Source organism: Amycolatopsis minnesotensis (genome assembly GCF_039529815.1).
GTDB classification, from domain to species: domain Bacteria; phylum Actinomycetota; class Actinomycetes; order Mycobacteriales; family Pseudonocardiaceae; genus Amycolatopsis; species Amycolatopsis minnesotensis.
Genome location: NZ_BAAANN010000003.1, coordinates 332,951 through 357,476, shown reverse-complemented (window position 1 = coordinate 357,476; position 24,526 = coordinate 332,951). Strand labels below are relative to the sequence as shown.

Sequence of the window (24,526 nt, the reverse complement as noted above, 5' to 3'; positions counted from 1 at the left end):
TCGCCACCGCCCAGGATAGGCTAAATCGTTTCAAGCCCGTCGGAGGAAAACACGTACCGGCCGTGCGCTGCCTCGAAAACACCCTCGCGCACCTGCTCGGCGGGACCCTCCACGACCGCGCCGCGTCCCGGCACGTGCACCTCGGCGACCGCCCCGACCGGTACCTCGACGGCCAGCCGGAACCGCCGGCCCGTGCGCGACCACGCGACCGAGATCCGCCCGCGCACGGTGTCCACCGCGGTCTCCGCGCGATCCAGCCCCGCCAGCGCGTCCGGCCGGACGAGGAAGCGCGCGTACCCGTCGTCGACGGGCCGAAGTCCCACCACGTTTTCGTACAGCCAGCCGGTGACGGTGCCCTGGAAGTAGTGGTCGCGCGAGCGCGCGCCGGCGTCCCAGCGCTCCCACATCGTGTCGGCCCCGAGCTCGAACCAGTACCCCCAGCTCGGGTACTCCCGCTGGGTCGCGACCGCGTGCGCGAGGTCCGCGTGGCCGTGCGCGGTGAGCACCGGAAGCAGCACGCTGGTGCCGAGCGCGCCGGTGTTCAGGTGCTCGCCCCGCGCCCGGATGTCCGCGACGAGGCTTTCGACGACGGACGGCACCGCGTCGTCGGGGACCAGCCCGAAGGCGAGCGGGATCGCGTTCGAGGCCTGCCGGTATTCGGGATCCGTCGCGGTCCGGTAGTGGCCCTCGACGAAATCGAGGAATTCGGCGTTGAGCGCGTCCTTCACCGCCGCGGCCGCCGATCGGTACCGCTCGACGTCGTGGCCGAGCAGATCGCCGAGTTCGGCGGCCAGCACCAGCCCGCGGTGCAGGTACGCGGACGCGGTGAGCCGGGTGTCCTCCGGCGGGATGCCCTGCGGGTAGCCCGGCGGGAGGTAGTCGCCCAGTTCCGTCGTCGCGAGGCCGCCGGACAGGCGCGCCAGCTCCCAGTCGAGATAGCGCACGAGCGCGCCCCAGTGCCGCCGCGCGGGGCGGTCGTCGCCGTACCAGCGGTGGAACTCCCGCAGCAGGTACGGGAACACGGTCGTCCACTCCGGGGCGGGGGCCAGCTCGTCGAACCCCCAGCCGCCGCTCGGCACGATCACCGGCAGCCGCCCCGCCTCGTCCTGGCTGTCGGCGAGATCGTCGATCCACTTGGCGAAGAACCGCGGGAGCGCGAAGGCGTGCGCCATGACCGGCGCGCCGAGCTGGGCGTCACCGGTCCAGCCGTTCTTCTCGTACAGCGGGGTGTCGGTGGGGATGCCGTGCAGGTTGTTCGCCAGCGTGCGCCGCATCGCCACGTCGAAGGTCTCGAACAACGGCTCCGAACAGCGGAACGTACTGTGCTCGCGGACCGCGCCGCGCACCACCCTGCCGGTGACGCGATCCGGTTTCGCGCCGCTGATCTGCACGTACCGGAAGCCGTGGTAGGTGAACCGCGGTTCCCAGGTCTCCCGGCCGGTGCCCGCGCAGACGTACTCGTCCGTCTGCTTCCTGGTGCCCGAGACGAACCGGTTCTCCACTTCGACGCTGCCGTCGGCGTTCAGCTTCTCGCCGTGCTTCAGGGTCACGACGGTGCCCGCGGGCGCGGTCACGGTGAGCCGGGTCCAGCCCGCCATCGTGCGGCCCAGGTCGGCGACCACGGAGCCGCCGATTTCGGTCAGCGACACCGGTTCGACGTCCTCGACCACCTTGATCGGCTCGTGCTGCTGCGCCCGGAGGACTCCCGCGGGCGCTTCGCGGAGGAGGGCGTTTTCCCAGGCGCTGTCGTCGAAACCGGGGCCGCTCCATCCGTCCGGGACGAGCCGGGCATCGAAGGTTTCCCCGGCGTACAGGGAATCCGAGCGGATCGGGCCGTCGGCGGCGGTCCAGGTCTCGTCGGTGCCGACCACGGTCCTGGTGCCGTCGGCGTGCTCGATCTCCAGGCGCGCCAGCAGTTTCGGCTCGTCGTGCCAGCGCGCGCGGTCCCAGTCCCACGCGTTCGGCACCGTCATCGCGTAGAACCCGCGGCCCAGCATCGCCCCGATCGCGTTCTCCCCCGCGCGCAGCATCGCCGTGACGTCGTGCACGGCGTACAGCACGGTCCGGTCGTACGCGGTGAACCCGGGATCGAGCACCTGGTCGCCGACCTTCTCGCCGTTGATCTCGACGTGGTAGTAGGCGAGACCCGAGACGTACAGCCTGGCCCGCACGGCGTCGGATGCCGAGAAGCCCTTGCGCAGCAAGGCCGAATCCGGCCCGCCGATCCACCTCGCGCCGAAGTCCCCGCCGAGAAGCCCGGTCTCCCACCACGAGGTCCCGCTCCACGGCGACACCGCGCCGTCGCCGTCCCACACCCGGACCCGCCAGAAGTAGCGGGTGCGCGGCGCGACGGGTCCGGCGTAGGCGATGCCGACGGCCCGGTCCGATTCGACGCGCCCGGAGTCCCACACGTCCGCAGCTCCCGGCTCGCTGCCGACGGTGACCTGGTACGCCGTCTGCCGCGCGCGGTGTCCCGGCGCGGTGAGCGTCCAGGAGAGCCACGGGTCTTCGACATCGGTGCCCAGCAGCGTGGGCGCGTACTCGACGGTGGTCGTGGCGACGAGCATGCCCGGTGCCCCTTTCAGGTCGGCAGGATCTTGGCGACGAGGTCGGCGAGCTGGCGCGCGGTGCGGCATTCGTGCATCTCGACGACGGCGGCGTAGGCGTGCGCGGCCGAGTCGCCGGTGGACCAGAGCGCTTCGCGTTCGGGGTTGAGCCAGTAGGTGCGGCGGGCCCGCGCGCGGATCTCCCGTACGGCAGCGAGGTTCGGGTCGCCGCCGTTGGTGCGGGCGTCGCCGAGGATGAGCACCGACGTCTTCGGCCCGACGGCGTCGAGATAGCGTTCGGTGAACCCGCCGAGCGCGTGCCGGTAGTCGCTGTGACCATCCCAAGTGGACAGCTCGGCCCCGGCGGCGATCCGCTCGCCGAGTGCGGCGGGGTCGCCTTCTCCCCCGGTCACCAGGTGCGTGACTTCGTCGACGGTGTCGACGAAGGCGAACACGCGCACGCGCGAGAACTCCTCGGCCAGTGCCTGCACGAGCAGCATGGTGAAGTTCGCGAACCCGGCGACGGACCCGGAAAGATCGCACAGCAGCACCAGTTCCGGCCTGCCCGGCCGCCGCACGCGGTAGGCGGGGCGCAGCGGCACGCCGCCGGTGCCGAGCGAGCGGCGGAGCGTGCGCCGCAGGTCGATCCGGCCGCGGTTGGCACGGCGGCGGCGCGCGGCGAGGCGGGCGGCGAGCTTGCGGGACAGCGGCTGGACGGTCCGCCGCAGCTCGGCGAGCTGGGCCCGGCTCGCGATCAGGAAGTCGACGCGGTCCGACGGCGGGGCGATGGCGTGCTTCGCGACGCGGTCGCGCCCGCGCACCTCGGCCGTGCGGCGGCGCGCCTCGGTGCGGACGTGGCCGCGGAACGACTCCACCCGCCGCCGCACCTCCTCGCGCCGGAAGCGGTCGGCGAACTCCGGCTCGCCGGTCCGCAGCGCGGCCAGCACGCGCGAAATCAGCGTCTGCGGCTGGAGCCGGTCGAGTGCCTGGTGCGCGGAGAACCCGCCACCGCCCGCCGCCTGCCCGTGGCCGCCGAGCAGGTCCACCGCGACACCGGCGAGCCGCGCCATGGCGGCTTCGTCGCCGGAGACCAGTGCCGAAGCCAGTTCCTCGCGCAGCGCCGCGAGATCGAATTCGCGTTCCCGCGCGCTTTCCGGGATGCCGGCGCCGAGCGGGAAGAACAGGTCGAAGGTCGCGTCGAACACCGCGCGCTGCCCGCCGCGCCGGATGAGCGCCGCGGCGAGCCCTTCCCGCATCCGCTCGCGGTCGTCGAGGCCGAGCACCTCGAGCGCGGCCGCCGCGTCGACGGTCTCGCTGGGGCCTGCCTGGACGCCGTGCTCGCGCAGCGCGCGGACGAACTCGACCAGCCGATCCGGGAGATCGCCCATCCTCAGCCGCCGAGGACGCGGTCGAGCTCCAGCCGGTCGGCCGCCTTCGTCATGTCGTCCTGGTGCTTGAGGATCACCCCGAGGCTGTCGCGCACCACGGTTTCGTCGAGCGTGTCCGCGCCGAGCGCGAGCAGCGTGCGAGCCCAGTCGATGGTCTCCGCGACCGACGGCGCCTTGCGCAGGTCCATCGCCCGCAGCTCGCCGATGACCCTGACCAGCGCGGCGGCCAGGGTCGCGGCAAGCTCCGGCACCCTGCTGAGCACGATCCGGCGCTCCAGCTCGGCGTCGGGGAAGTCGATGTGCAGGAACAGGCACCGGCGGCGCAGCGCCTCGGACAGCTCGCGCGTCGCGTTGGAGGTCAGCACCACGAACGGGCGCCTGCTCGCGGTGATGGTGCCCAGTTCGGGCACGGTGACCTGGAAGTCGCCGAGCACCTCGAGCAGCAGCCCTTCGATCTCGACGTCGGCCTTGTCGGTCTCGTCGACGAGCAGCACCGTCGGCTCGTCACCGGAGATCGCGGTGAGCAGCGGGCGCCGGAGCAGGAACTCCTCGCCGAAGATGTCCGTCCGCGCCGCGTCCCAGCCCTCGTCGCGGCCCGCGGTGATCCGCAGGAGCTGCTTGGCGTGGTTCCACTCGTACAGCGCGCGGGCCTCGTCGATGCCCTCGTAGCACTGCAACCGGACGAGCCGTGCGTCGCGGACCTTCGCGACCGCGTTCGCCAGCTCGGTCTTGCCGACGCCCGCCGGGCCCTCGACCAGCAGCGGCTTGCCGAGACGGTCGGCGAGGTAGACGGTGGTGGCGACCGCGGTGGAGGCGAGGTAGCCCACCTCCGCCAGGCTCGCCGTCACGTCGTCCACCGACGTGAAGAACCCGGTCTGCGTCACGAGCCGTCCTCCCGAAGAGTTGTCATCCGACTCCGATTGTGCGGGATGGCCGTGTCCTCCCGCCGTGCGACTCCGGTCACAGGGGGCGTGCCAGACTGATCCCGCCGGGCACGTCGCGATCGACAGCTCCGGGATGCTGCAGTGCCCATGGGCGAGTACGACGTGACCGTGATCATCACGCGGTTCGAGCCGGACCGGGAGATCGAGTGGACTATCTCCGGCACCGTCCAGCCGCCGATCAGGCACCGCTACGGCTACCGGCTCGAACCGAGCGAGCGGGGCACGCTGGTGACGTCCTACTACGACTGGAGCGAGATCGAGCAGCGCTACCGCGACAAGGACATCTTCCCGGTCATCCCGGAGGCCGCGCCGCGCGCCACGCTCGGGATACTGGCGCGCACGGTGGAACGGCCCGCGTCGCGCTGAGGGCGCTCTTCCGAGAGGATCGCGGCCATGGGTGAGACCACGCCCGCGGGCGAGGTGCCGAACCGGTTCGGCGGCGGCCGTCCCCGGTCGATGGCCGAGCGGGTGCGGCAGCTCCGCCGCCAGGGTTTCGTCGGCAGGGCCAGTGAGCGTCGCGCGTTCGCTTCAGCGCTGCGGGGCGGGCACAACGATCCGCGGGTGCTGCTGCTGCACGGTCCGGGCGGGATCGGGAAGTCGGCACTGCTGCGGCGGCTGGCCGACGACGCCGAGGACCTCGGCCACACCGTGGTGTGGGTGCACGGCGAGTACGTCGCCGCCTCCGCCACCGAATTCGCCGAAGCGGCGGCACCGGTGTGGACCGGCACACGGCCGGTACTGCTCATCGACGGGTTCGAACACTGCCAGGTACTGGAAACCTGGCTGCGAGAGCACTTCCTGTCCACCGTGCCGGACGACACCGTCGTCGTGGTGGCGGGACGGCGCCGTCCCGAACCGCACTGGACGCTCGATCCCGGCTGGCGCCGTGTCGCGCTGGCCATCGCCCTGCCACCGTTGAACCCGCTCGAAGCCAGCGTGCTCCTCGGCGACCGAGGGGTGCCCGGTGCGCTGCACCCGGCGGTGAACCGGTTCGCGGCCGGGCATCCGCTGGCACTGTGCCTCGCCGCCGAGGCCCCGTCGGCGGACGACACCGCGTGGGAACCGAGCCCGGATGTCATCGAGACCCTGTTGACGCGGATGATCGACCGGGTGCCCTCGGCGGCACACGAATACGGGCTGCGCGTCGGCGGCCACGTCCGGCACGTCACGATCGACCTGCTGCGGACCGGCTTGGCCGAGCGGGACGCGCTCGCCGTGTTCGACTGGCTCGCCGCGTTGCCTTACGTGGAGCCGGGAAAGCACGGCCTGGTCGCGCACGAACAGGTCCGCGAGGCGCTCGACACCTCGTTCCGCTGGCGTGATCCCACCGCCTACGCCGAGTTGCACGTGCGCCTGTGGCGGCACCTGAGCGAGCGGGTGAAAACCGCCTCGGAGGACACCGTCACGGCGGTGGCCACCGAGCGCCTCTACCTCTACCGCTACGGCGCGCACGACCTCAGCAACCCGTTCGAACCCCCATCGACCGAGAACCTGTTCGAACGGCACTACACGCCGGACCTGCGCGAGGACGTACTGCGCCTGGCGCGGGAGGACCAGGGCGAGCGCGGTGCGCGGCTGGTGGCCCACTGGCTCGACCGGCAACCCGGGGCGTTCTCCGTCTACTGCCGCGCGAACGACCTGGCCCCGGTGGCCTTCTTCGCCGGGCTGCGCCTCGGCCCCGACTTCGACGACTGGGAGCGCGACCCCGCGCTGGCCCCCGTGCGCGAGCACCTCGACCGCACCGGAGGGATGGCCCCCGGCCAGTACGTCGGAATCGCCCGGTTCATGGTGCCGGCACCGCCCGACGACACCCGCCTGTTCGAAGCGACCGGGGTGAACCTGCACACCGCGCACATCACCTCCGCGAACCTGCGGGAACAGGGCGGTCTCGTCGCCAGTTTCGTGGTGGCCGCCTACATCGACGTCCTCGCCCCCGGGCTCGAGTTGTTCGATTACAAGCTGCTCCGCGCGGTGCCGGAGCTCGGGGACCAGCGGTGGGGTGTCGTCGTGCACGACTGGCGGGGGATCCCGCTGACGCAGTGGCTCGAACGGATCAGCGTCGCGTTCGGCTGGACGAACTCCCCCGGCCATGGCTCCGGCACGCCACCGGCGCTGGCCCGGCCAGCGTTCGACGAGGCGGTCAAGCAGGCACTGCTGGACTGGCACGACGACGGCGCGATCGCCGCGAACCCGCTGACCAGGACCTACGGCGACGGGGATGCCCTGCGCGCCGCTGTGACCGCCGCCGCCCTGCGCGAGGACCCTCGATACGTCAAGCACCAGCGCGTCGTGCGGGCCACCTACTTCGACCGCCGCACCACGCAGGAAGCGGCGGCGGCCCGGCTCGGCCTTCCGTACGGCACCTACCGGCGCCACCTCCGCACCGGTGTGCAGCAGCTCTGCGACGCGCTCTGGAACCGCGCCTAACGCGAGCCGGCCGGAGCCTTCAACCGGAAGTCCAACGCCGTGTGCCTGCGCCCGGCGCCGACCGTCCGGACCGCCTGCCCGATCGCCTTCTTCGAGCCGACGAGCACGACGAGCCGCTTCGCGCGCGTGACGGCGGTGTAGAGCAGATTGCGCTGCAGCATCATCCACGCGCTCGTGGTGAGCGGAATCACCACGCACGGGTATTCGCTGCCCTGCGAACGGTGGATGCTCACCGCGTAGGCGTGCGTCAGCTCGTCGAGTTCCGCGAAGTCGTAGTCGACGTCCTCGTCGTCGTCCGTGCGCACGACCAGCTTCTGCTCTTCCAGCCGCACGTCCACCACCACGCCCTGGGTGCCGTTGAACACCCCGTTCGCACCCTTGTCGTAGTTGTTGCGCAGCTGCGTGACCTTGTCGCCAGGACGGAAAACCCGCCCGCCGAACCGGCGTTCCGGCACGCCGTCGCGCGACGGCGTCAGCGCTTCCTGCAGCCCGAGGTTGAGCGCACCGGCCCCCGCGGCACCCCGGTGCATCGGCGCCAGCACCTGCACGTCGCGGCGCGGGTTCAGGCCGAACTTCGCCGGGATCCGCCGCGCCACCACGTCGACCGTCATCTTCGCGGCTTCCTCGGAATCGTCGACGCTGAACAGGAAGAAGTCGTCGAGCCCCTTGACCTGTGGGTAGTCACCGGCGTTGATCCGGTGCGCGTTCGTCACCACGCCGGATTCGCTGGCCTGCCGGAAGATCCGGTTCAGCCGCACGTGCGGGATCGGCGTCCCCGCCGCGAGCAGGTCGCGCAGCACCTCGCCCGCGCCGACCGAGGGAAGCTGGTCCACGTCGCCGACGAGCAGCACGTGCGTACCCGGCGCGATCGCCTTCGCGAGCTTGTTCGCCAGCAACAGGTCCAACATGGACGCTTCGTCGACCACCACGAGATCCGCTTCGAGCGGCCGGTCCTTGTCGTAGGCGGCGTCCCCGCCCGGTTTGAGCTCCAGCAGCCGGTGCACGGTCGCCGCCTCGTGCCCGGTCAGCTCGGTGAGCCGCTTCGCGGCACGCCCGGTCGGCGCGGCGAGCACCACCTTCGCCCGTTTGGCACGCGCCAGCTCCACAATGGACCGGACCGTGAAGCTCTTGCCGCAGCCGGGACCGCCGGTCAGCACGGACACGCGTTCGGTCAGCGCGAGCTTGACCGCGGCCTCTTGTTCGGGCGCCAGCTCGGCGCCGGTGGTCTTCGCGAGCCAGGCGAGCGCCTTCGTCCAGTCGACATCGGCGAACGCGGGCATCCGGTCCGCCGAGGTGCGCAGCAGGCGGGTGAGCTGGCCGGCGAGCGCGATTTCGGCGCGGTGGAAGGGAACCAGGTAGATCGCGCGCACGTCCTCGCCGTCGCCGCCGGGGATCCGGTCGGCGACGACGCCCTCCTCGCCGACGAGTTCGGCGAGGCAGTCGATCACCAGCCCGGCGTCGACCGCGAGGATCTTGATCGCCTCGGCGATGAGCTCGGTGTCCGGCAGGAAGCAGTGCCCGTTGCCGGTCGCCTCGGACAGCGTGAACTGCAGGCCGGCCTTGATCCGCTGTAGACTGTCGTGCGGGATGCCGACCGCCTTGGCGATGGTGTCGGCGGTCTTGAACCCGATGCCCCACACGTCACCGGCGAGCCGGTACGGCTCGGTGCGCACGACCTCGATCGCGGTGTCGGCGTACTGCTTGTAGATCCGCACGGCGAGCGAGGTGGACACGCCGACCCCCTGCAGGAAGACCATCACCTCCTTGATGGCCTTCTGCTCCTCCCACGCCGCGGCGATCAGCTTGGTGCGCTTGGGCCCGAGGTTCGGCACCTCGATGAGCCTGCCGGGGGTCTGCTCGATGACTTCGAGCGCGTCGACCCCGAAGAAGTCCACGATCCGTTCCGCGAGCTTGGGCCCGATGCCCTTGATCAGCCCGGACCCGAGGTAGCGGCGAACGCCCTGCACCGTCGCTGGCAGCACGGTGGTGTAGTCCTCGACGTGGAACTGCTTGCCGTACTGCGGATGCGAGCCCCAGCGCCCGCGCATTTTCAACGCCTCGCCCGGTTGCGCGCCGAGCAGCGAGCCGACCACCGTCACCAGGTCACCGCCGCGGCCGGTGTCGACGCGCGCGACCGTGTAGCCGGTTTCCTCGTTGGCGAAGGTGATCCGCTCGAGCGTCGCCTCCAGCAGCGCTCCCCGAACCGGCTCCGTCACGACGGCCATCTTGCCCCACGCCGGGTCGCGGTGCCGTCATGAGGGCGGCCGTCCTCGGGTGCTCACCGCGTGCAGGGCGGAGCCTTCGTGGTGTCGCGGACGGTGATCTCCGCATGGGAGCCGAGGTCCCGCGGGTCCTCGAGCACGAGCGTGTCGCCGGATCCGATGCGCTCGTGGTCGGCGGGTAGTCCCCGTCGACCGGGGTGAAGGTGAAATCGGCGAGCTTCGGCACGTTCGACCGGAACGGCAGCGCCCTCGCGGGCGCGATCTCGTCGGTGGACACGTTGTCACCGAGCTTGAACAGCACCGGTGCCTCGGTCCGGCCGGGCAGCTCCGGGAAGTCCGGCGGGGAGGAGATGCCGGGCCCCTTCACCAGTTCCTCGTCGCGGGCACGCTCGGGCGGCAGCGGCGGCATCAGCGTCCTGGTGTTGACGGTGGCCTCGGCGGGCAAGGCGAGCACCGGATACGCGAGCCCCGCGTCGGCGGCGAAGTCACGCGGGTCGGTCAGCACGCCGGTCAACGCCGAGGCGGCCGCGGTTTCCGCGGAGCACAGCCGCACCGAGTCCTCCCTGGTCCCCGGCCGGGGAGGCGCTCAATCCGCGATCACCCTTCCGGTGTCACGCGGGCGAACGGTCGAGGCTCGCCGCCGTCGCCCCGGACGGTCCCGGCACCGGATGCCCGCCGATCGTGGTGTCCGAAGGCGGGAGCTGGCCGGTGGTCAGGTAGGCGGCGCCGAGCTGCTGCGCGCGCTCGTTGGCGTACCCGATCGGGTTGGCGAACACGCAGTGCTTGCCCGAGTCGCGCTCGGTCACCAGCACGGAACCGGGCAGCGCGTTGTGCATCTTGACCGCGCCCGCGTACGGCGTCGACGGGTCGCCGACGGAGTTGAACATCAGGATCTTCGGCAGGGCCTTCCCGGTGATCGGCACCCGCGTGCCGTGCGGGGCCGGCCAGTTCGCGCACGCCGCGCCACTGGCGAAAGTGTTGTACCAGGCGAACTGCGAGCCCTTCGCGACCGCGGCGGTGTCCCGTTCGTAGACGGCGCGGTCGGCAGGCCACGCGGCGTCCGCGCAGATCACCGACTGGAACGCCGAGGTCGTCTGCACCGCGCCCGCGCCGGTGTCCGGCGAAGCCATTCCGACGAGCGCGCTGTCGTCGTGCTTGACCGTGTAGTCGCTCAGCGCGCGGCCGAGTGCTTCCCAGCCGACCTCCGCGAACATCACGTTGAACGTCAGGCCCAGAAGTTCGTTCGCGCCGACGGCACCGTGCGGGTGTGCGCGGAACTCCTCCAGCGCGGCGTTCCACGCCTTCGTGGTCTCGGCGGCGCTGGTGCCGAGGTGGAACACCGGGTCGTACTTCGCGACCCAGGCGAGCCAGTCGGTCACGCGCTTCTGCACGGCGGGCGGCTGCGCCAGCGCCGCCTGGTACCACAGGTCTTCCGGCACCGGGTTGACGTTGCCGTCGAGGATCATCCGGTCGGCCTTCGGCCCGAACAGCTCGCCGTACACCGCGCCGAGGTAGGTCCCGTAGGAGAAGCCGAGGTAGCTGAGCTTGCGCTCGCCCATCCGGTCGCGGATCAGGTCCATGTCCTTCGCGACGTTCACCGTGCCGAGGTGGGGCAGCACCGCGCCCGCCTTCGCCTGGCACCCGGCGGCGAACTTCGCCCACGTCTGCCACAGCCGCTCGCGGCCCGCCGCGGCGTCGGGATCCGGTTGCGGGCCACCGAAGTAGCCGGGGTCGACGCAGCCGAACGGCGAGCTGTGCCCGACGCCGCGCGGGTCCATGCCGATGATGTCGTAGGAGTCGAGCACGCTCGGCGGCAGCCGGGTGACCCCCTTGCCGTCCGGTTTGGTCAGCTTCCCGACATAGGACGCGGCACCCGCGCCGGGGCCGCCGGGGTTGACGAAGAGCGCGCCGCGCCGCTTCGCCGGATCCCGCGCGGGCACCTTCGAGATCAGCAGCGTGGCCTGGCCCTTGCCCGGCGCGGCGTAGTCCAGCGGGACCTGCACGCTGGCGCAGGTCATCGCCGGGTACGGCGTGGCGAGGTCACCGGGGCAGGCATCGAAGGACAGCGACGGTTTCGGGGTCGCGCCCGCCGGTGCCACGACGGCCGCCCCCAGCGCCATCCCCAGCGCCGTTCCCAGCGCCACGGCCAGTGCGGCCGCGCGGAACTTCTGCATGAGCTCCCCCACGGGTGGTCATCTCGGATCAGGTGGCCGACCGCAGGCTATCCGCGAAATGCGCGCTTCGCCGCCCGGCTCGCCCGTTCAGCGCAACACTTTGGCCTGACACCGGGGAAAACGGCTTCGGAAGTACCGTAACGGACCATGGTGTTCGCGGTGTTCCGGCGCCGTTCCCCGGTTTCCGGCTCACGATTCGCGGGGAAGCGCACCATTCGAATTGGGCCGTCCGGCCGATTCACCCCGCCGCGGGGCAGCGCCGCGCCCGCCACCGCCCCGCCTCCACAGTGGACTTTCGCGGCGGGGCGCGCATGCTCCGAAGGTGACCTCGGCACCGGCACGCCGCACGCCGCGAGGGGCCGGGCCTTGACAACGCGGGGTCTGAAGCGTTCTGCTTACTCATGACTGATTAGTCGCTGTAACGTGCATATTCACGCACCTGGAGGCATCCATGCGCTGGCGTCCCCTGCTGTGCGGTGCGACCGCGAGCCTCGTGCTCGCGAGCGCCGTCACGCCCGCCGAGGCAGTGGAAGACGGGCTCACCCGGGCGCCGGGATCCGTGACGTTCTCGGTTCCCCGCACCTTCGGCGCACCCGGGTACCAGCTGCGCATCGACACCGGCCGCCTCGGTGTGACCGCGTCCCGCGGCGGCGACCCGCTCCTGCGCACCGCGCCGGACGCGTTCACCTTCGGCGGCGGCGTGGCCACCGGGGTCCGCTCGGTCACGAAGCAGAACGGCACCCTCGTCGCCGTGGCGGGCAGCACCACCGGGAGGACCGTCACGCTGCGGCTGACCCCGAAGGCCGACCGGTTCGACCTGCGCTGGTCGGTCGACGGTGAACCCGAAGGAGACCGGGCGACGCACTTCGACCTCGCCGCCTCCGGCCAGTGGTACGGCGGCGGCGAGACGAGCGAGGGAAAGCAGCAGCCCTACCCGTTGTCGGCGGGCGCCGTCGACGAGCCGGAGTTCTCCCCCGCCAGCTACATGATGCAGGAGCCGTACTTCTACACCTCGAAGTCGATCGGCGTGTACGTCCGCACCGACCAGCCGATGAAGGTCGCACTCGGCGGCGGGCGCGCCGACCTCACCGTCACCAAGGCAGGCGAGTACTCGAGCACGGTGTTCGTCGAGAGCAGCCGCCGCGCGGTGTACGACGACTACGTCGGCGAGGTCGGGAAACCGGAGAAGAGCGACGCCACCGACGCCGAGTTCGCCAGTCCACTGTGGAACTCCTGGGCGCAGTACTACCGCGACATCGACCAGGACAAGGTGCTGAAGTGGGCCGGTGACCTCAAGGCCGCGAAGGTCACCGGGCACACCATCCAGCTCGACGACAAGTGGGAGTCGAACTACGGCAACCTGACCTTCGACGCGAAGACCTTCCCCGACCCGAAGTCCATGGTGGACAGTATCCACGGCACGGGCCAGAGGTTCGGGCTGTGGACCACGTTCTGGATCAACCTCGACTCGGCGAACTACGCCTACGCCCGCGACCACGGGTACCTGGTGCGCGCCAAGGGCGATCCGGCGAAGCCGTGCACCGTCAAGTGGTGGAACGGCACCGCGGGCATCATCGACCTCGCCAACGAAGCGGCGCGGAACTGGTACACCGGCAACCTGCGCGGGCTGATGTCGAAGTACGGCGTGGACGGGTTCAAGTTCGACACCCGCTTCTTCGACGACAGCTGCGCCACTTCGAACGGGCTCACCCCGCGCGACTACCAGAAGCTCGGCGCGGACATGGCCGACGGGTTCGACCAGCAGGGCGCCGGGATCCGCACGCACTGGGGGAACCAGCGCTACGGGTTCGTGATCAGGGCCGTGGACGCGGACGCGAGCTGGGGCGGGCTGCGCACGTCGCTGCGCCGTTCGATGGCCATCTCCGGCAACGGCTACCCGTTCGTCGAGACCGACATGATCGGGGGTTCGAACAGCAACCCGCCGCCGTCACCGGAGGTGCTGGTGCGCTGGGCGCAGGCGGCCTCGCTGATGCCGCTGATGTACTCCTCCACCTCACCGGTGAGCACGGTCGACACCACCACCGGCAAGCCGGTGACCTACCCGGCGGAAACCGCCAAGCACTACGCCGACGCCGTGCGCACGCACGCGAAGCTGGCCGGCTACCTGAAAACCCAGGTACGGCAGGCGGTCGCGGACGGCAGCCCGATCATGCGGCCGGTGTTCTTCGACTTCCCCGGCGACCACCGCTTCGACACGATCGACGACGAGTGGATGCTCGGGCCGGCGCTGCTCGCCGCGCCGAAGATCACCGAGGGCACCAGCCGCGACGTGGTGCTGCCCGCCGGGCTGTGGTGGGACCCGGGCGCGAAGCGGCTCGTGCTCGGCGGCGGGACGCTGCACGGGTACCCGGCGCCGCTGGGCACCACCCCGATGTTCGTCAGGATCGGCGCGCCCGGCTCCGCGTCACTGATCGCCGACCTTTCCCGCTAGCTCACCAGTCCCCGCGACGAGCCGCTCCCCGCCACCGGGCGGCTCGTCGCGGATTCCACCCGCCTTCGTGGTTTCCCGCGCCGACGCCCACCACGCAGTGGCCAGCAGGAGCGCGCCGATCAGCGCGTAGCTTTCCGCGCCGAGCCACGAGAGCGCCGAACCGGCGGGGAACGGCATCAGCCACGGCAGCCCGGTGAGGAACAGGACCGCGGCGAGCGCGGACACCGCCGCCAGCACCTTCGCCGCGAACGGGTCGGCGGCCCAGCGGGTGCGCGCCGACCACACGAGCAGGACCACCGCGGGCGCGCACCACACCCAGTGGTGCGTCCACGACACCGGCGAAACCAGTAACCCCAGCTGCGCGCAGCTCACCAGCGCCAGCGGGACCCGTCCCGCGCGCAGCGCCGCGGTGATCGCCCCGGCGGCGAGCACCAGCGCGCACACCGCCAGCGCCGCCCACACGACCGTCGTCGAGGTGGTCAGGCCCATCCCGGCACGCGCGAGCATCCCCCGCAGCGACTGGTTGCCGACGAACCACAGGTCCCCCATGCGCGTGGTGTCCGACATCAGGTGCAGCCAGTACTTCGCGGACGCGGCAGGCGCCACCAGCCACATCACCAGCCCGACCCCGGCGAAGGTGCCCAGCGTCCGCGCGAGCGAGCGAAAGTCCTTGCGCAGCAAGAAGAACAGGCAGAACACCAGCGGGGTCAGCTTGACCGCGGCGGCGAGCCCCACCAGCACCCCGCGCGGCCACCGGCGCCACGGCACGAGCACGTCGGCGACGACCGCGAGCATCAGGAAGACGTTGACCTGGCCGTAGTTGAGGGTGGCCAGCACCGGTTCGATGAGCGCCGCGCCGAGCTGGACGACGAGCGCGACCACGGCCGAAGTGCGACGGCGCCTGCCGTCGGCGACTTGCAGCAGGTACACCACGATCCCGAGCCCGGCGATCGACGCGACGCTCATCGCCATCAGGGTGAGCTTCAACGGCGTGACGGTGCCGAGCAGGAACACCGCCGCGGCGAACGGGGTGTAGGTGAACGGCAGGTTCACCCCCTGCGAGGTGAGGACCTTGCCGAGGTACGGGTCGCCGTGCTCGGCGAGCGCGCGCGCCCCGCCGAGGTAGACCTCCAGATCCATGCCGGGGAACCCGCGCAGCAGCAGGACCGCACCGAGGACGGCGATCTCCAGCACGAGGAACACGGCGACGGCGCGATATCGGTGCACCGGATCATCCAACACCGGGGGCCGGCCCGGCTGCACCGCGGGTAACGGCCTGGCTCCGCCCGCCCGGATCGGCGAGACCGGCGGCGGAGCGGCGATCCGCCGCCCGGCCGGCGAGCCCAGCCACTCGGAGCGGCACCCGGCGACGAACTGGCCGGGCGTCCGCCCCGGTGTCGCGGTGGCGGCAGGCGAGATCCTCGCGGCGGGCCCCGCACGAACCGGCCCATCCGAGTGCGGACTTCGGCGCACGACTTCCCCTTTGCCCTGCCGAGCACGCCACCCCCGGCGGCCGAGCGCGCCGCCGCGTGTCCTGGCCCCTCCTCCGGCGCGGCGACACCCGGAGTTCCTCAATTCCACCATCGGTCGAAAAAGGAGCAGTAAAGGTTTCGCGAATTCGCTTGGCTTTGACTTTGCACTCGTGTCCAGCGCCACTGGAAAAGAGCACTCCCCGGCCAGCGCACGAGGTCTAGAATCACAGTATGTACATAGCCATGCAGAAATACCTCGAACCGGAGATCGAAGTCGACTACTCACTGGCAGAACACATGGTCTGGCTGCGACGGCAATTCGAAAGGGGAATTTTCGTGGCCGCCGGAAAATGCACGACGGATTCCGGGAGGGTCATTCTCGTCCGCCCGCTCGACCAGGCGAAACTGCGCGCGATACTGGCCACGGACCCGCTCGTGCTCCGGCACCTGGCGCGCTACGAACTCGTCGAGTTCTCGCCGACCAGGACCGCGAACGACCTGCTCGGGATCAACGAGGCGATCGCCTCCTGACACGGACACCGACGAGCCCGGCGCGACCCCCGCATCGAGGCGAGCGCACGCCGGGCCGCCGTGAAATCACCGCTTCTTGCCTGCTTTGCGCACCCCGGAAACGAGCTTGCGCCCGCCTGCCAGCACCGGCCAGGCCGCGAGCGCGCCGAACCCGATCGGGATGCCCTGCTGCCACGACGGCGCGCTCAGCCCCGCCGCCACCGCCGTCGGCTGCGCGTTCGCCTGCGGATCGTGATCGCTGACCCCGCCCCACCTTCCCGGCGGCAGCACGATGATCCGCGCCTTCCCGATCACGTTGTCCACCGGCACCATGCCGCCGAGCATCTTGTCGCCCTGGCACCGCGAATCGCACGAATTGTTCCGGTTGTCCCCGAGCACGAACAAGGAGTTCGGCGGCACCGTGCGCGGCGGGAAGTCCTGCTGGTACTGCTTGGACGGCGATTCCCAGTGCAGGTACGGCTCGTCGAGCGCCTTGCCGTCCACCACCACGCGGTTCTTCGCGTCGCAGCACTGCACCGTCTGGCCAGCGGTCGCGATCACGCGCTTGACGAAGTCGCGCTCGTCCGGGGGTGCGAGCCCGAACGCCGACCCCACGGTGTGCAGGAAGCGGACGAACGCGTTGGAAGAGGGCTCCGGCAGCATGTCGTTCTTCAGCCACGGCTGCGGCCCCTTGAACACGACCACCTCACCCGGTGTCGGCTCGGTGAAGTCGTAGACGATCTTGTCGACCAGGATCTTGTCGCCGTAGCAGCCGGTGCAGCCGTGCAGCGTGCTCTCCATCGACCCGGACGGGATGGTGTAGACCTTCGCGAAGAACTGCTGGAACACGAACGCCAGCACGAGCGCGATCACGATCAGGATGGGCAGCTCGACCCAGAACGAGCGCTGCTTCTTGGCCTTGCGGCGCCTGCCCGAGCGCGGCCGTGCCTGCTCGTCGGGTTCGGGTTCGTCCTGGGACGCGTGCTGGGAGAGGGGTTCGACCACCCGGCCAGGCTACGGGAATCGGGTTCGGTGCCTCCGGCCCGACACCGGCCCGTCGAGTGAAAGTTCGCCACGGGCGCCGGGCTCGTCCCCGTTCGCCCGGTATCCCCCCACGGCGCGCTCGCGTCAGCCGGTGCCCGCGGGCGGCAGCGCGAACAGCACGTACTGCGACCCGTCGTCCTTGCCGAAGCCGCGGATCCGGCGGCACTTCAGGCAGGTGACCTCGTGGCGCGTCGGCGTCAGCTCACCCGAGCCGAGGCCGGACCAGCCCTGGTGGCACGCGGGCGCCAGCAGGGTCAGCCCGTTGATCCACGGGCGGTCCGCGGAGGCGTGCACCGCGGCGGACAGCCCGATGCGCATGTTGTGGTCGCGGAACCGGTCGTGCTGGACCTCGGCGAACACGGCCGGATCCACCGTCGGCGCGGGGAAGAGCGGGATCGGCTCGGTCATCGGTCCAGTATGCGCCGCGACCCCGACAGTTCCCGGTGTCCGGCTCAGGCCGTGTCGCCCTGGGGTTCGTAGGCGAGGTTGGGCCGCAGCCAGCGTTCGACCTCGGCGATGTCGAGGCCACGGCGCTTCGCGTAGTCCTCGATCTGGTCGAGGCCGAGCCGTCCCACGGTGAAGTACCGCGAGCCGGGGTGCGCGAAGATCAGGCCGCTGACGCTCGCCGCCGGGGTCATCGCGTACGAGGTCGTCAGCTCCATCCCGATGGCCTCGGCGTCGAGCAGGTCGAACAGCTCCTGTTTGAGGCTGTGGTCCGGGCTCGCCGGGTAGCCGAGCGCGGGGCGGATGCCGCGGAAGCGTTCGGCGTGCAGGTCCTCGAGTGCCGGTTCGGAACCGGGCTCGAACCATTCGCGGCGGGCCTGGAGGTGCAGGTACTCGGCGAACGCCTCGGCGAGGCGGTCGGCAAGCGCCTTGACCATGATCGCCTTGTAGTCGTCGTGCTCGGCCTCGTAGCGCGCGGCGAGCTCTTCGGCGCCGTGGATGGCCACCGCGAACCCGCCGAGGTGATCGCCCTCCGGCGCCACGTAGTCGGCGAGGCAGCGGTTCGGCCGTCCCGTCGGCTTCTCGGTCTGCTGGCGCAGCATCGGGAATGCCACTCCGTTGTCGAGCAGGATGTCGTCGCCGTCGGAGCGCGCGGGCCAGAAGCCGTAGGCGCCCTCCGCCCGGAAGTGCCCCTTCTCGATGATCTCGTCGAGCAGGGCGGTCCCCTCGTCGAACAGCTCGCGCGCCACCGGCTGGTCCAGGATCGCCGGGTACTTGCCCTTCAGCTCCCACGCCAGGAAGAAGAACTGCCAGTCGATCATCTCGCGCAGTTCGGCGAGCGCGGGGCGCACGGTGCGGACGCCGGTGAACTCCGGCACCGGCAGCTCGTCGAACGGGACGCGCTCGGGGTTCGCGCGGATCTGATCCAGGGTCAGGAGCGGGCGCTGCTGACGGTTCGCGTGCTGTTCGCGCAGGCGTTCCTGTTCCTCCCGGTTGGCGACGTCGAGACCTTCCGCGCGGTCGGGGTCGAGCAGGTTCGAGACGACGCCGACCACCCTGGACGCGTCGAGCACGTGCACGGTGGTCCCGTGGTAGGCGGGCGCGATCCGCACCGCGGTGTGCTGGCGCGAGGTGGTGGCGCCGCCGATCAGCAGCGGCAGCTTCAGCCCGCGGCGCTGCATTTCGGTGGCCACGTTGACCATTTCGTCCAGCGACGGCGTGATCAGCCCGGACAGGCCCACCACGTCGGCGTTCTCGGCGACCGCGGTGTCCAGGATCTTCGCCGCCGGTGCCATCACGCCGAGGTCGATGACCTCGTAGTTGTTGCAGCCCAGCACGACGCCGACGATGTTCTTGCCGATGTCGTGCACGTCGCCCTTGACCGTGGCGAGCACGATCTTCCCGTTGCCGTGCCCGGAAACCACGTTGCCTGCCAGCCGTGCCTGCTCCTTCTCCTCCTCCATGAACGGCTCGAGGTAGGCGACCGAGCGCTTCATCACCCGCGCGCTCTTGACCACCTGCGGCAGGAACATCTTCCCGGCGCCGAACAGGTCGCCGACGATCTTCATCCCGTCCATGAGCGGGCCCTCGATCACTTCGAGCGGGCGGGCCATGGACTGCCGGGCTTCTTCGGTGTCGTCCTCGATGAAGTCGACGATGCCGTGCACGAGCGCGTGCGACAGCCGCTCCGCCACCGGCGCGTCGCGCCAGGACAGGTCCACCTCGCGGCGGGTTCCCGAGCCGCTGACCGTCTCCGCGAAGGTGACCAGCCGGTCGGTGGCGTCGGGCCGCCGGTCGAACAGCACGTCCTCGACGAGTTCGAGCAGGTCCGCCGGGATGTCCTGGTAGACGGCGAGCTGCCCGGCGTTGACGATCCCCATGTCCAGCCCGGCCTTCACGGCGTAGAACAGGAACGCCGAGTGCATCGCCTCGCGCACCACGTTGTTGCCGCGGAAGGAAAAGGACAGGTTCGAGATCCCGCCGCTGGTGTGCGCGCCGGGGCACCGCTGCTTGATCCGGGGCAGAGCGTCGAGGAACGCCTTCGCGTAACCGTTGTGCTCCGAGATGCCGGTGGCGACGGCGAGCACGTTCGGGTCGAACACGATGTCCTCGGCGGGGAAGCCCGCCTGGCCGGTGAGCAGGTCGTAGGCGCGGCCGCAGATCTCCACCTTGCGGTCGGCGGTGTCGGCCTGGCCCTGCTCGTCGAAGGCCATCACCACGACACCGGCGCCGTAGTCGCGGATCCGCCGCGCCTGCTCCAGGAAGGGCCCCTCCCCCTCCTTCAGGCTGATCGAGTTGACGATCCCCTTGCCCTGCACGCATTTGAGGCCCGCTTCGAGCACCGTCCACTTGGAACTGTCGATCATGATCGGGATCCTGGCCACCTCGGGCTCGGTCGCGATCAGGTTCAGGAACGTGGTCATCGCCCGCTCGCTGTCGAGCAGGTCGGCGTCCATGTTGACGTCGAGCACGTTCGCGCCGCCGCGGACCTGCTCCAGCGCGACGTCGACGGCGGCCTGGTGGTCGTCGCCTTCGATCAGCCTGCGGAACCGCGCGGAGCCGGTGACGTTGGTGCGCTCCCCGATCATCGCGAACCCGGTGTCCTCGGTGATTTCCCACGGTTCGAGACCGCTGAACCGGGTGCGCGCCGCGGGCACCGGGACCGGGCGCGCCGTGGCGCCGGACACCGCCGAGGCGATCGCGGCGATGTGCTCCGGGGTGGTCCCGCAGCAGCCGCCGACGATGTTCGCCATCCCGGTGTCGGCGAAGTCGCCGAGCAGCTGCCCCATTTCGCCGGGGGTCTGGTCGTAGCCGCCGAAGGCGTTCGGCAGGCCGGCGTTCGGGTAGCACGCCGTGTAGGTGTTCGCGAGCCGGGACAGCTCAGCGACGTGCGGCCGCATCTCCTCGGCGCCGAGCGAGCAGTTCACGCCGACCACCAGCGGGGAGGCGTGTTCGATGGAGCGCCAGAACGCCTCGACCGTCTGGCCGGACAGCGTGCGCCCGCTCAGGTCGACGATCGTCACCGAGATCCACAGCGGCAGGTGCGGCGCGACCTCGCGGGCGGCAGAGATCGCCGCCTTCGCGTTGAGCGTGTCGAAGATCGTCTCGACGAGCAGCACGTCGACGCCGCCGTCGGCGAGCGCCTTGACCTGCTCCGCATAGGCGGCGCGGACCTGGTCGAAGGACACCGCGCGGTAAGCGGGGTCCTCGACCCGCGGCGACAGGGAAAGGGTCACGTTGAGCGGGCCGATGGACCCCGCCACGAACCGCCCGCCCGCCTCGTCGGCGGCCTGCCGCGCCAGCTCGGCGCCTCGCAGGTTCATCTCCCGCACCAGCGGCTCCAGGCCGTAGTCGGCCTGGCCGACGCTGGTGGCGGTGAAGGTGTTGGTGGTGGTGACGTCCGCGCCCGCGGCGAGGTACTGGCGGTGCACGTCGAGGATCACGTCGGGGCGGGTGAGGTTGAGCAGGTCCGGATCGCCGGTGACGTCCTTGTGGTGGTCGCCGAACCGGTCGCCCCGGTAGTCCGCCGGGGTGAGCCCGGCGTTCTGGAGCATGGTGCCCCAGCCGCCGTCGAGGACCACGACCCGCTGGTCCAGAAGCTCCCGCAGGGCCTTCTCGCCGCTCGCCACGCTGACCACAGCCACCTCCCAGGTAGTGGGAGGCGCCCTTGCGGAAGATCACCGAGCCGAGCGTGGCGGGCCGGAACCCGTTGCAGCGCCTCTCGGCTCGACGACCAGGATAGTGGGCGAACCGGCTCCTACGCCAGGTTCCCACCCACTGCGAACCGCGCGCGCCCCTCGCCGGCGCGCTCCGGCAGCGATCAGCCCCGCCCGGTATCCGGCCACAGTGGACCGTCCACTCCGGACACTCACCCGCGGCTCCCCGCCACCCCGGGCCACTTTCAGGAGCTGCGCGCCTCCGCTCGTGCGCCGGCCCACCGCGTCATGGCGGCGTCGGGCCGCGCCCGCGCGTCACCGTCCGGTGGTGTGGCCCAGATGACAATCCAGATGAAAAATCCAGATGACAATCCAGACAACAATGCCGTCCGGCCGCACGAGCAGGCTGGGCCGCGACATCCGCGACCTTCCGCTCCACCGGCCGTCGTGGGCGAAGCCCGCCAGCCTGCCCCGGAGGACAGCGCGAGCACCCTGATCGTCACGCCGGGCACGGTGAACAGGTCGTCCCCATCACGTCAGTTCGCCGCATGGTGTACCCCTTAGCCTGGTCCAACAGCCTTTAGTCAGTAGACTTATCAAGTAAAGTTACTGAATAAACACGACAGGACGAGGAGGCGCTGTCACATGCCCAACCGGGGAGATCGCGGCGGGTCGAAGACGCGAGCACACATCGCCGCGGTCGCGACCGCGCTGTTCCTCGAACGCGGCTTCGACGACGTCACGATCGCCGAAGTCGCCGCTGCCGCCGGAGTGTCGAAGGTGACGGTGTTCGCGCACTTCGAGCGGAAGGAAGACCTCCTGTTCGATCGGCTGCCCGACGCGGCCGACATCGTGCGGACCGCCCTTCGCGAACGGGCGAGCGAGGTCAGCGCCGTCGAAGCGATCCGCCGGGCCGCACTGGCACTGACCGGGGAACGACATCCGCTGTCGGTGCTGAACGAGGGAATCGAACCGTTCATGCGGATCGTCGCCGAAGCACCCGCGCTGATCGCGCGGCTTCGCGTGTTCGAGCACGAGATCGAGGTGGCGCTGGCCGGGGAACTCGAAGCCGACACCCGGTTCCCGGGTGACAGCGCCCTCGCCGCCGCACTGGTCGTCGCCGCGTACCGCACCGTCGTCGTGGCGACCGTGCGGCGACGGCTCGCCGGCGATGACCTGGCCGAGGTCGTCACGGCACATCACCAGCACCTGAAACGTGCTTTCGACGCCGTCGAACACGGCGTCTCGCACCGAAACGATACCGAGAAGGTCGAATGCCGCGGGAAATGAGCTGGAATAGATCTTGGGGGGTTCAGGGGCTGCTTAGGGGGTGGTAACCGCACACCCGGACGAAGACGGGATGAGATCCACCGGCGCATGGAGGACTGCCGATCCGCGCTGAACGCTATTTTGCGGAATGATTCTCCGGCTATGCGAATAAGGGGAACCCAGGGGGAGCATTAGGGGGGTGCGCGCCGGTCTTCTCGATGAAGATGAACAGTGCGAGTGCGTGCCGGAGGTGCGGGATCGACGCCTTTCTTGCGGAGGAAACGTGCTGGGCGAACAGGCCGGGAACCACTCCCCCGCCGTGGTCGGCGGGGGCACGACGGGCTTGGGGATCGATTCCCATCGACGAGGTGGCAGGCTACGTCCCCGAACCGGGCAGGCTGATCGGCACGCACTTCATGAACCCGCCGTGCCCGATCCCGGCGGTCGAGGTCATCCGGGGAGTGCGGACCAGCACGGGGGCGGTTCTTCGTGCTGACGCCAGCCTGATCCCCGCTCTCCTCCGGCCACGGGAGGCACCGCAGTGAACCCGACCCCCGTCCCACCGCCGGACTGCGTCGACGTGGACGCCGTCGGCGAGGTGCACGTCGGCGTCACCAAGCTGTTGGAGTTGCTCGAGGACGCCGGCAGCGGGTCGGACGCGGTGCTGGCGGCGTGTGCCGCCTGCTTGGAAGCCACCCGCAGCGTCACGTCGGTGGCGACGGGGCAGCAGGACCCGGCCACCGGCTGTCAGGAGGCGTTGCACGCGGCCAACGCCGCTTCGCTCGCGATCCGGTTCGCCCTGGTCGAAAACGCCGATGCGCGGCGAGCGGCGGCGTCATGACCGGGGTGGCAAGTGGCAAGGTGGCGCACCGGCCCGGCGGCGGTGCGCTGCTCGGCGTGGACATCGGCGGGACGAAGGTGGCGCTGCGCGTCGAGGACGGCGATCGGGTGCTCGAAAAGACCTTCAGGTGGCAGGAAGGCGACGGCTCGCAGGCGGACCTGGACCGCCTCACCGCCGCCATCGCGGACCTGCGTGCCGGCACGCCCGCGCCGTTGACGGCGATGGGGGTGGCGCTGCCGGCCACGGTCTCCGGCGGTGTCGTCGCCGCGTGGCCCTCGCGGCCGGGCTGGGCCGGGCTGGAGATCCGGGAACGGCTGCGGGCCATGGTGGGGGGCGCGCCCGTGGCCATCGCCGACGACGGTGACCTCGCCGCGCTCGCCGAGTCCCGCGCGGCCTCCTGCGACGACCTCGTGTACGTGGGCGTCGGCACCGGGATCGGCGGCGGGATCGTGCTGGACGGGCGGCCCTGCCCCGGACCCGGCCGCGGCTCCTGCGAGCTCGGCCACGTCGTCGTCGCCCTCGACGGCCCGCGCTGCACGTGTGGCAGGCGGGGATGTGTGCAGGCGATCGCGTCGGGCCCGGCGATCCTCGCCGCGGCCGGTCGCGCCCGCGGCAGCCCGGTGTCCGGACCGGATCTGGCGGCGGCCGGGATGGGAGCGCACTGGGCCCGATCGCCGGTGGAGCGGGCGAGCGCCGCGTTGGCCGCCGCGCTCGTCGGCGTCGGCGAGCTGGTGCGCCCGTCGCTGGTGGTCGTCGGTGGCGGGTTCGCCGCGGCCGTACCGGGTTTCACCGACGAGGTCGCGCGGCACTGCGCCGCCCTCGCGCGCCCGGGCCACGTGCCGGCGCCGGTCCGCCCCGCCCTGCTGGGTGGCCTGTCCTCGCTGCACGGCGCGGTGCACGCGGCGGCATTCGCGCGGGACGGCGCCCGTTCAGTCCGTGACGATGTCCAGCAGCGCACGGGCGGCGAGCCGGTAGCCCCGTGACCCGGGTCCCGCGATGACACCGGCTCGTGGCGGAAGCCCTCCCGTGCCCACATGTTCGACAGGTGCACCTCGACCCGCGCCGGAGGAAACCCTGACCAGTGCTCCCGGCCACGCCCCCGCTGAGTCCCGGCAGGTCCGGGTCGAACTGGGCGGC

Annotated in this window: 17 protein-coding genes, 1 pseudogene and 1 riboswitch; of the genes and pseudogenes, 8 read left to right on the top strand and 10 right to left on the bottom strand. The window is 71.1% G+C overall.

Annotation, left to right across the window (positions count from 1 at the left end; genetic code table 11):
- Positions 1-20 precede the first annotated feature (20 nt).
- The 3 genes from ABD256_RS05690 to ABD256_RS05680 are packed head-to-tail and all read right to left on the bottom strand — an operon-like array spanning position 21 to position 4,818.
- Positions 21-2,567 (bottom strand): family 78 glycoside hydrolase catalytic domain, encoded by a 2,547-nt coding sequence (locus tag ABD256_RS05690; RefSeq protein WP_344414167.1) that lies wholly within the window; start codon positions 2,565-2,567, stop codon positions 21-23.
- 14 nt (positions 2,568-2,581) lie between these two features.
- Complete coding sequence (locus tag ABD256_RS05685) at positions 2,582-3,934, bottom strand: vWA domain-containing protein (RefSeq protein ID WP_344414165.1); 1,353 nt, start codon at positions 3,932-3,934, stop codon at positions 2,582-2,584.
- A gap of 2 nt (positions 3,935-3,936) precedes the next feature.
- On the bottom strand, positions 3,937-4,818 hold the full coding sequence (locus ABD256_RS05680) for an AAA family ATPase (RefSeq protein ID WP_344414163.1): 882 nt from the start codon (positions 4,816-4,818) through the stop codon (positions 3,937-3,939).
- A 147-nt stretch (positions 4,819-4,965) separates the two neighbouring features.
- On the opposite strand from ABD256_RS05680, the gene ABD256_RS05675 reads away from it, so the two are divergent.
- Positions 4,966-5,244, top strand: coding sequence for an SRPBCC family protein (locus ABD256_RS05675; RefSeq protein ID WP_344414161.1), 279 nt, complete (start codon positions 4,966-4,968; stop codon positions 5,242-5,244).
- Between the two features lie 27 nt (positions 5,245-5,271).
- The gene (locus ABD256_RS05670) at positions 5,272-7,305 is read left to right on the top strand and encodes an ATP-binding protein (RefSeq protein ID WP_344414159.1); all 2,034 of its coding nucleotides are present in this window, start codon (positions 5,272-5,274) and stop codon (positions 7,303-7,305) included.
- Here the strand turns inward: ABD256_RS05670 and recD2 are convergent.
- The 3 genes and pseudogenes from recD2 to ABD256_RS05655 form a co-directional block, all read right to left on the bottom strand.
- Positions 7,302-9,521 carry an SF1B family DNA helicase RecD2 gene (gene recD2, locus ABD256_RS05665; RefSeq protein WP_344414157.1) on the bottom strand — a complete coding sequence of 740 codons (2,220 nt, stop codon included), beginning with the start codon at positions 9,519-9,521 and terminating at the stop codon, positions 7,302-7,304. The two genes, ABD256_RS05670 and recD2, sit on opposite strands and share 4 nt — an antisense overlap.
- A gap of 169 nt (positions 9,522-9,690) precedes the next feature.
- A pseudogene (locus tag ABD256_RS05660) lies at positions 9,691-10,110 on the bottom strand (aconitate hydratase); the annotation flags it as partial.
- A 28-nt stretch (positions 10,111-10,138) separates the two neighbouring features.
- Positions 10,139-11,713 carry an alpha/beta hydrolase gene (locus ABD256_RS05655; protein ID WP_344414155.1) on the bottom strand — a complete coding sequence of 525 codons (1,575 nt, stop codon included), beginning with the start codon at positions 11,711-11,713 and terminating at the stop codon, positions 10,139-10,141.
- Between the two features lie 439 nt (positions 11,714-12,152).
- Between ABD256_RS05655 and ABD256_RS05650 the strand changes: the two genes are divergently transcribed.
- The gene (locus ABD256_RS05650) at positions 12,153-14,153 is read left to right on the top strand and encodes a glycoside hydrolase family 31 protein (protein ID WP_344414154.1); all 2,001 of its coding nucleotides are present in this window, start codon (positions 12,153-12,155) and stop codon (positions 14,151-14,153) included.
- On the opposite strand, the gene ABD256_RS05645 is transcribed toward ABD256_RS05650, so the two are convergent.
- Complete coding sequence (locus tag ABD256_RS05645; RefSeq protein WP_344414151.1) at positions 14,127-15,626, bottom strand: glycosyltransferase 87 family protein; 1,500 nt, start codon at positions 15,624-15,626, stop codon at positions 14,127-14,129. The genes ABD256_RS05650 and ABD256_RS05645 overlap by 27 nt on opposite strands.
- A gap of 230 nt (positions 15,627-15,856) precedes the next feature.
- On the opposite strand from ABD256_RS05645, the gene ABD256_RS05640 reads away from it, so the two are divergent.
- On the top strand, positions 15,857-16,156 hold the full coding sequence (locus tag ABD256_RS05640) for a YciI family protein (RefSeq protein WP_344414149.1): 300 nt from the start codon (positions 15,857-15,859) through the stop codon (positions 16,154-16,156).
- Between the two features lie 66 nt (positions 16,157-16,222).
- Here the strand turns inward: ABD256_RS05640 and lepB are convergent, their stop codons facing one another.
- From lepB to metH, 3 genes are all read right to left on the bottom strand, one after another.
- Positions 16,223-17,140 carry a signal peptidase I gene (lepB, locus tag ABD256_RS05635; RefSeq protein WP_344414147.1) on the bottom strand — a complete coding sequence of 306 codons (918 nt, stop codon included), beginning with the start codon at positions 17,138-17,140 and terminating at the stop codon, positions 16,223-16,225.
- Positions 17,141-17,263: 123 nt separating this feature from the next.
- Positions 17,264-17,587 (bottom strand): hypothetical protein, encoded by a 324-nt coding sequence (locus ABD256_RS05630; RefSeq protein WP_344414145.1) that lies wholly within the window; start codon positions 17,585-17,587, stop codon positions 17,264-17,266.
- Positions 17,588-17,631: 44 nt separating this feature from the next.
- Positions 17,632-21,261, bottom strand: a complete 3,630-nt coding sequence (metH, locus tag ABD256_RS05625) for a methionine synthase (protein WP_344414221.1) — start codon at positions 21,259-21,261, stop codon at positions 17,632-17,634.
- Between the two features lie 14 nt (positions 21,262-21,275).
- A riboswitch (S-adenosyl-L-homocysteine riboswitch) is annotated at positions 21,276-21,352 on the bottom strand.
- Between the two features lie 572 nt (positions 21,353-21,924).
- Here metH and ABD256_RS05620 point away from each other — a divergent pair.
- The 4 genes from ABD256_RS05620 (at position 21,925) to ABD256_RS05605 (ending at position 24,372) form a co-directional block, all read left to right on the top strand.
- On the top strand, positions 21,925-22,569 hold the full coding sequence (locus tag ABD256_RS05620) for a TetR/AcrR family transcriptional regulator (RefSeq protein ID WP_344414143.1): 645 nt from the start codon (positions 21,925-21,927) through the stop codon (positions 22,567-22,569).
- A 197-nt stretch (positions 22,570-22,766) separates the two neighbouring features.
- A complete protein-coding gene (locus ABD256_RS05615) occupies positions 22,767-23,093 on the top strand; it encodes a 3-hydroxyacyl-CoA dehydrogenase NAD-binding domain-containing protein (RefSeq protein WP_344414141.1) in 327 nt (108 codons plus the stop codon).
- Positions 23,090-23,389, top strand: coding sequence for an O-linked N-acetylglucosamine transferase (locus ABD256_RS05610; RefSeq protein WP_344414139.1), 300 nt, complete (start codon positions 23,090-23,092; stop codon positions 23,387-23,389). Before ABD256_RS05615 ends, ABD256_RS05610 begins: the two co-directional genes overlap by 4 nt.
- Positions 23,386-24,372, top strand: coding sequence for an ROK family protein (locus ABD256_RS05605; protein WP_344414137.1), 987 nt, complete (start codon positions 23,386-23,388; stop codon positions 24,370-24,372). The genes ABD256_RS05610 and ABD256_RS05605 overlap by 4 nt, the downstream gene beginning before the upstream one ends.
- The last annotated feature ends 154 nt before the right edge of the window (positions 24,373-24,526 follow it).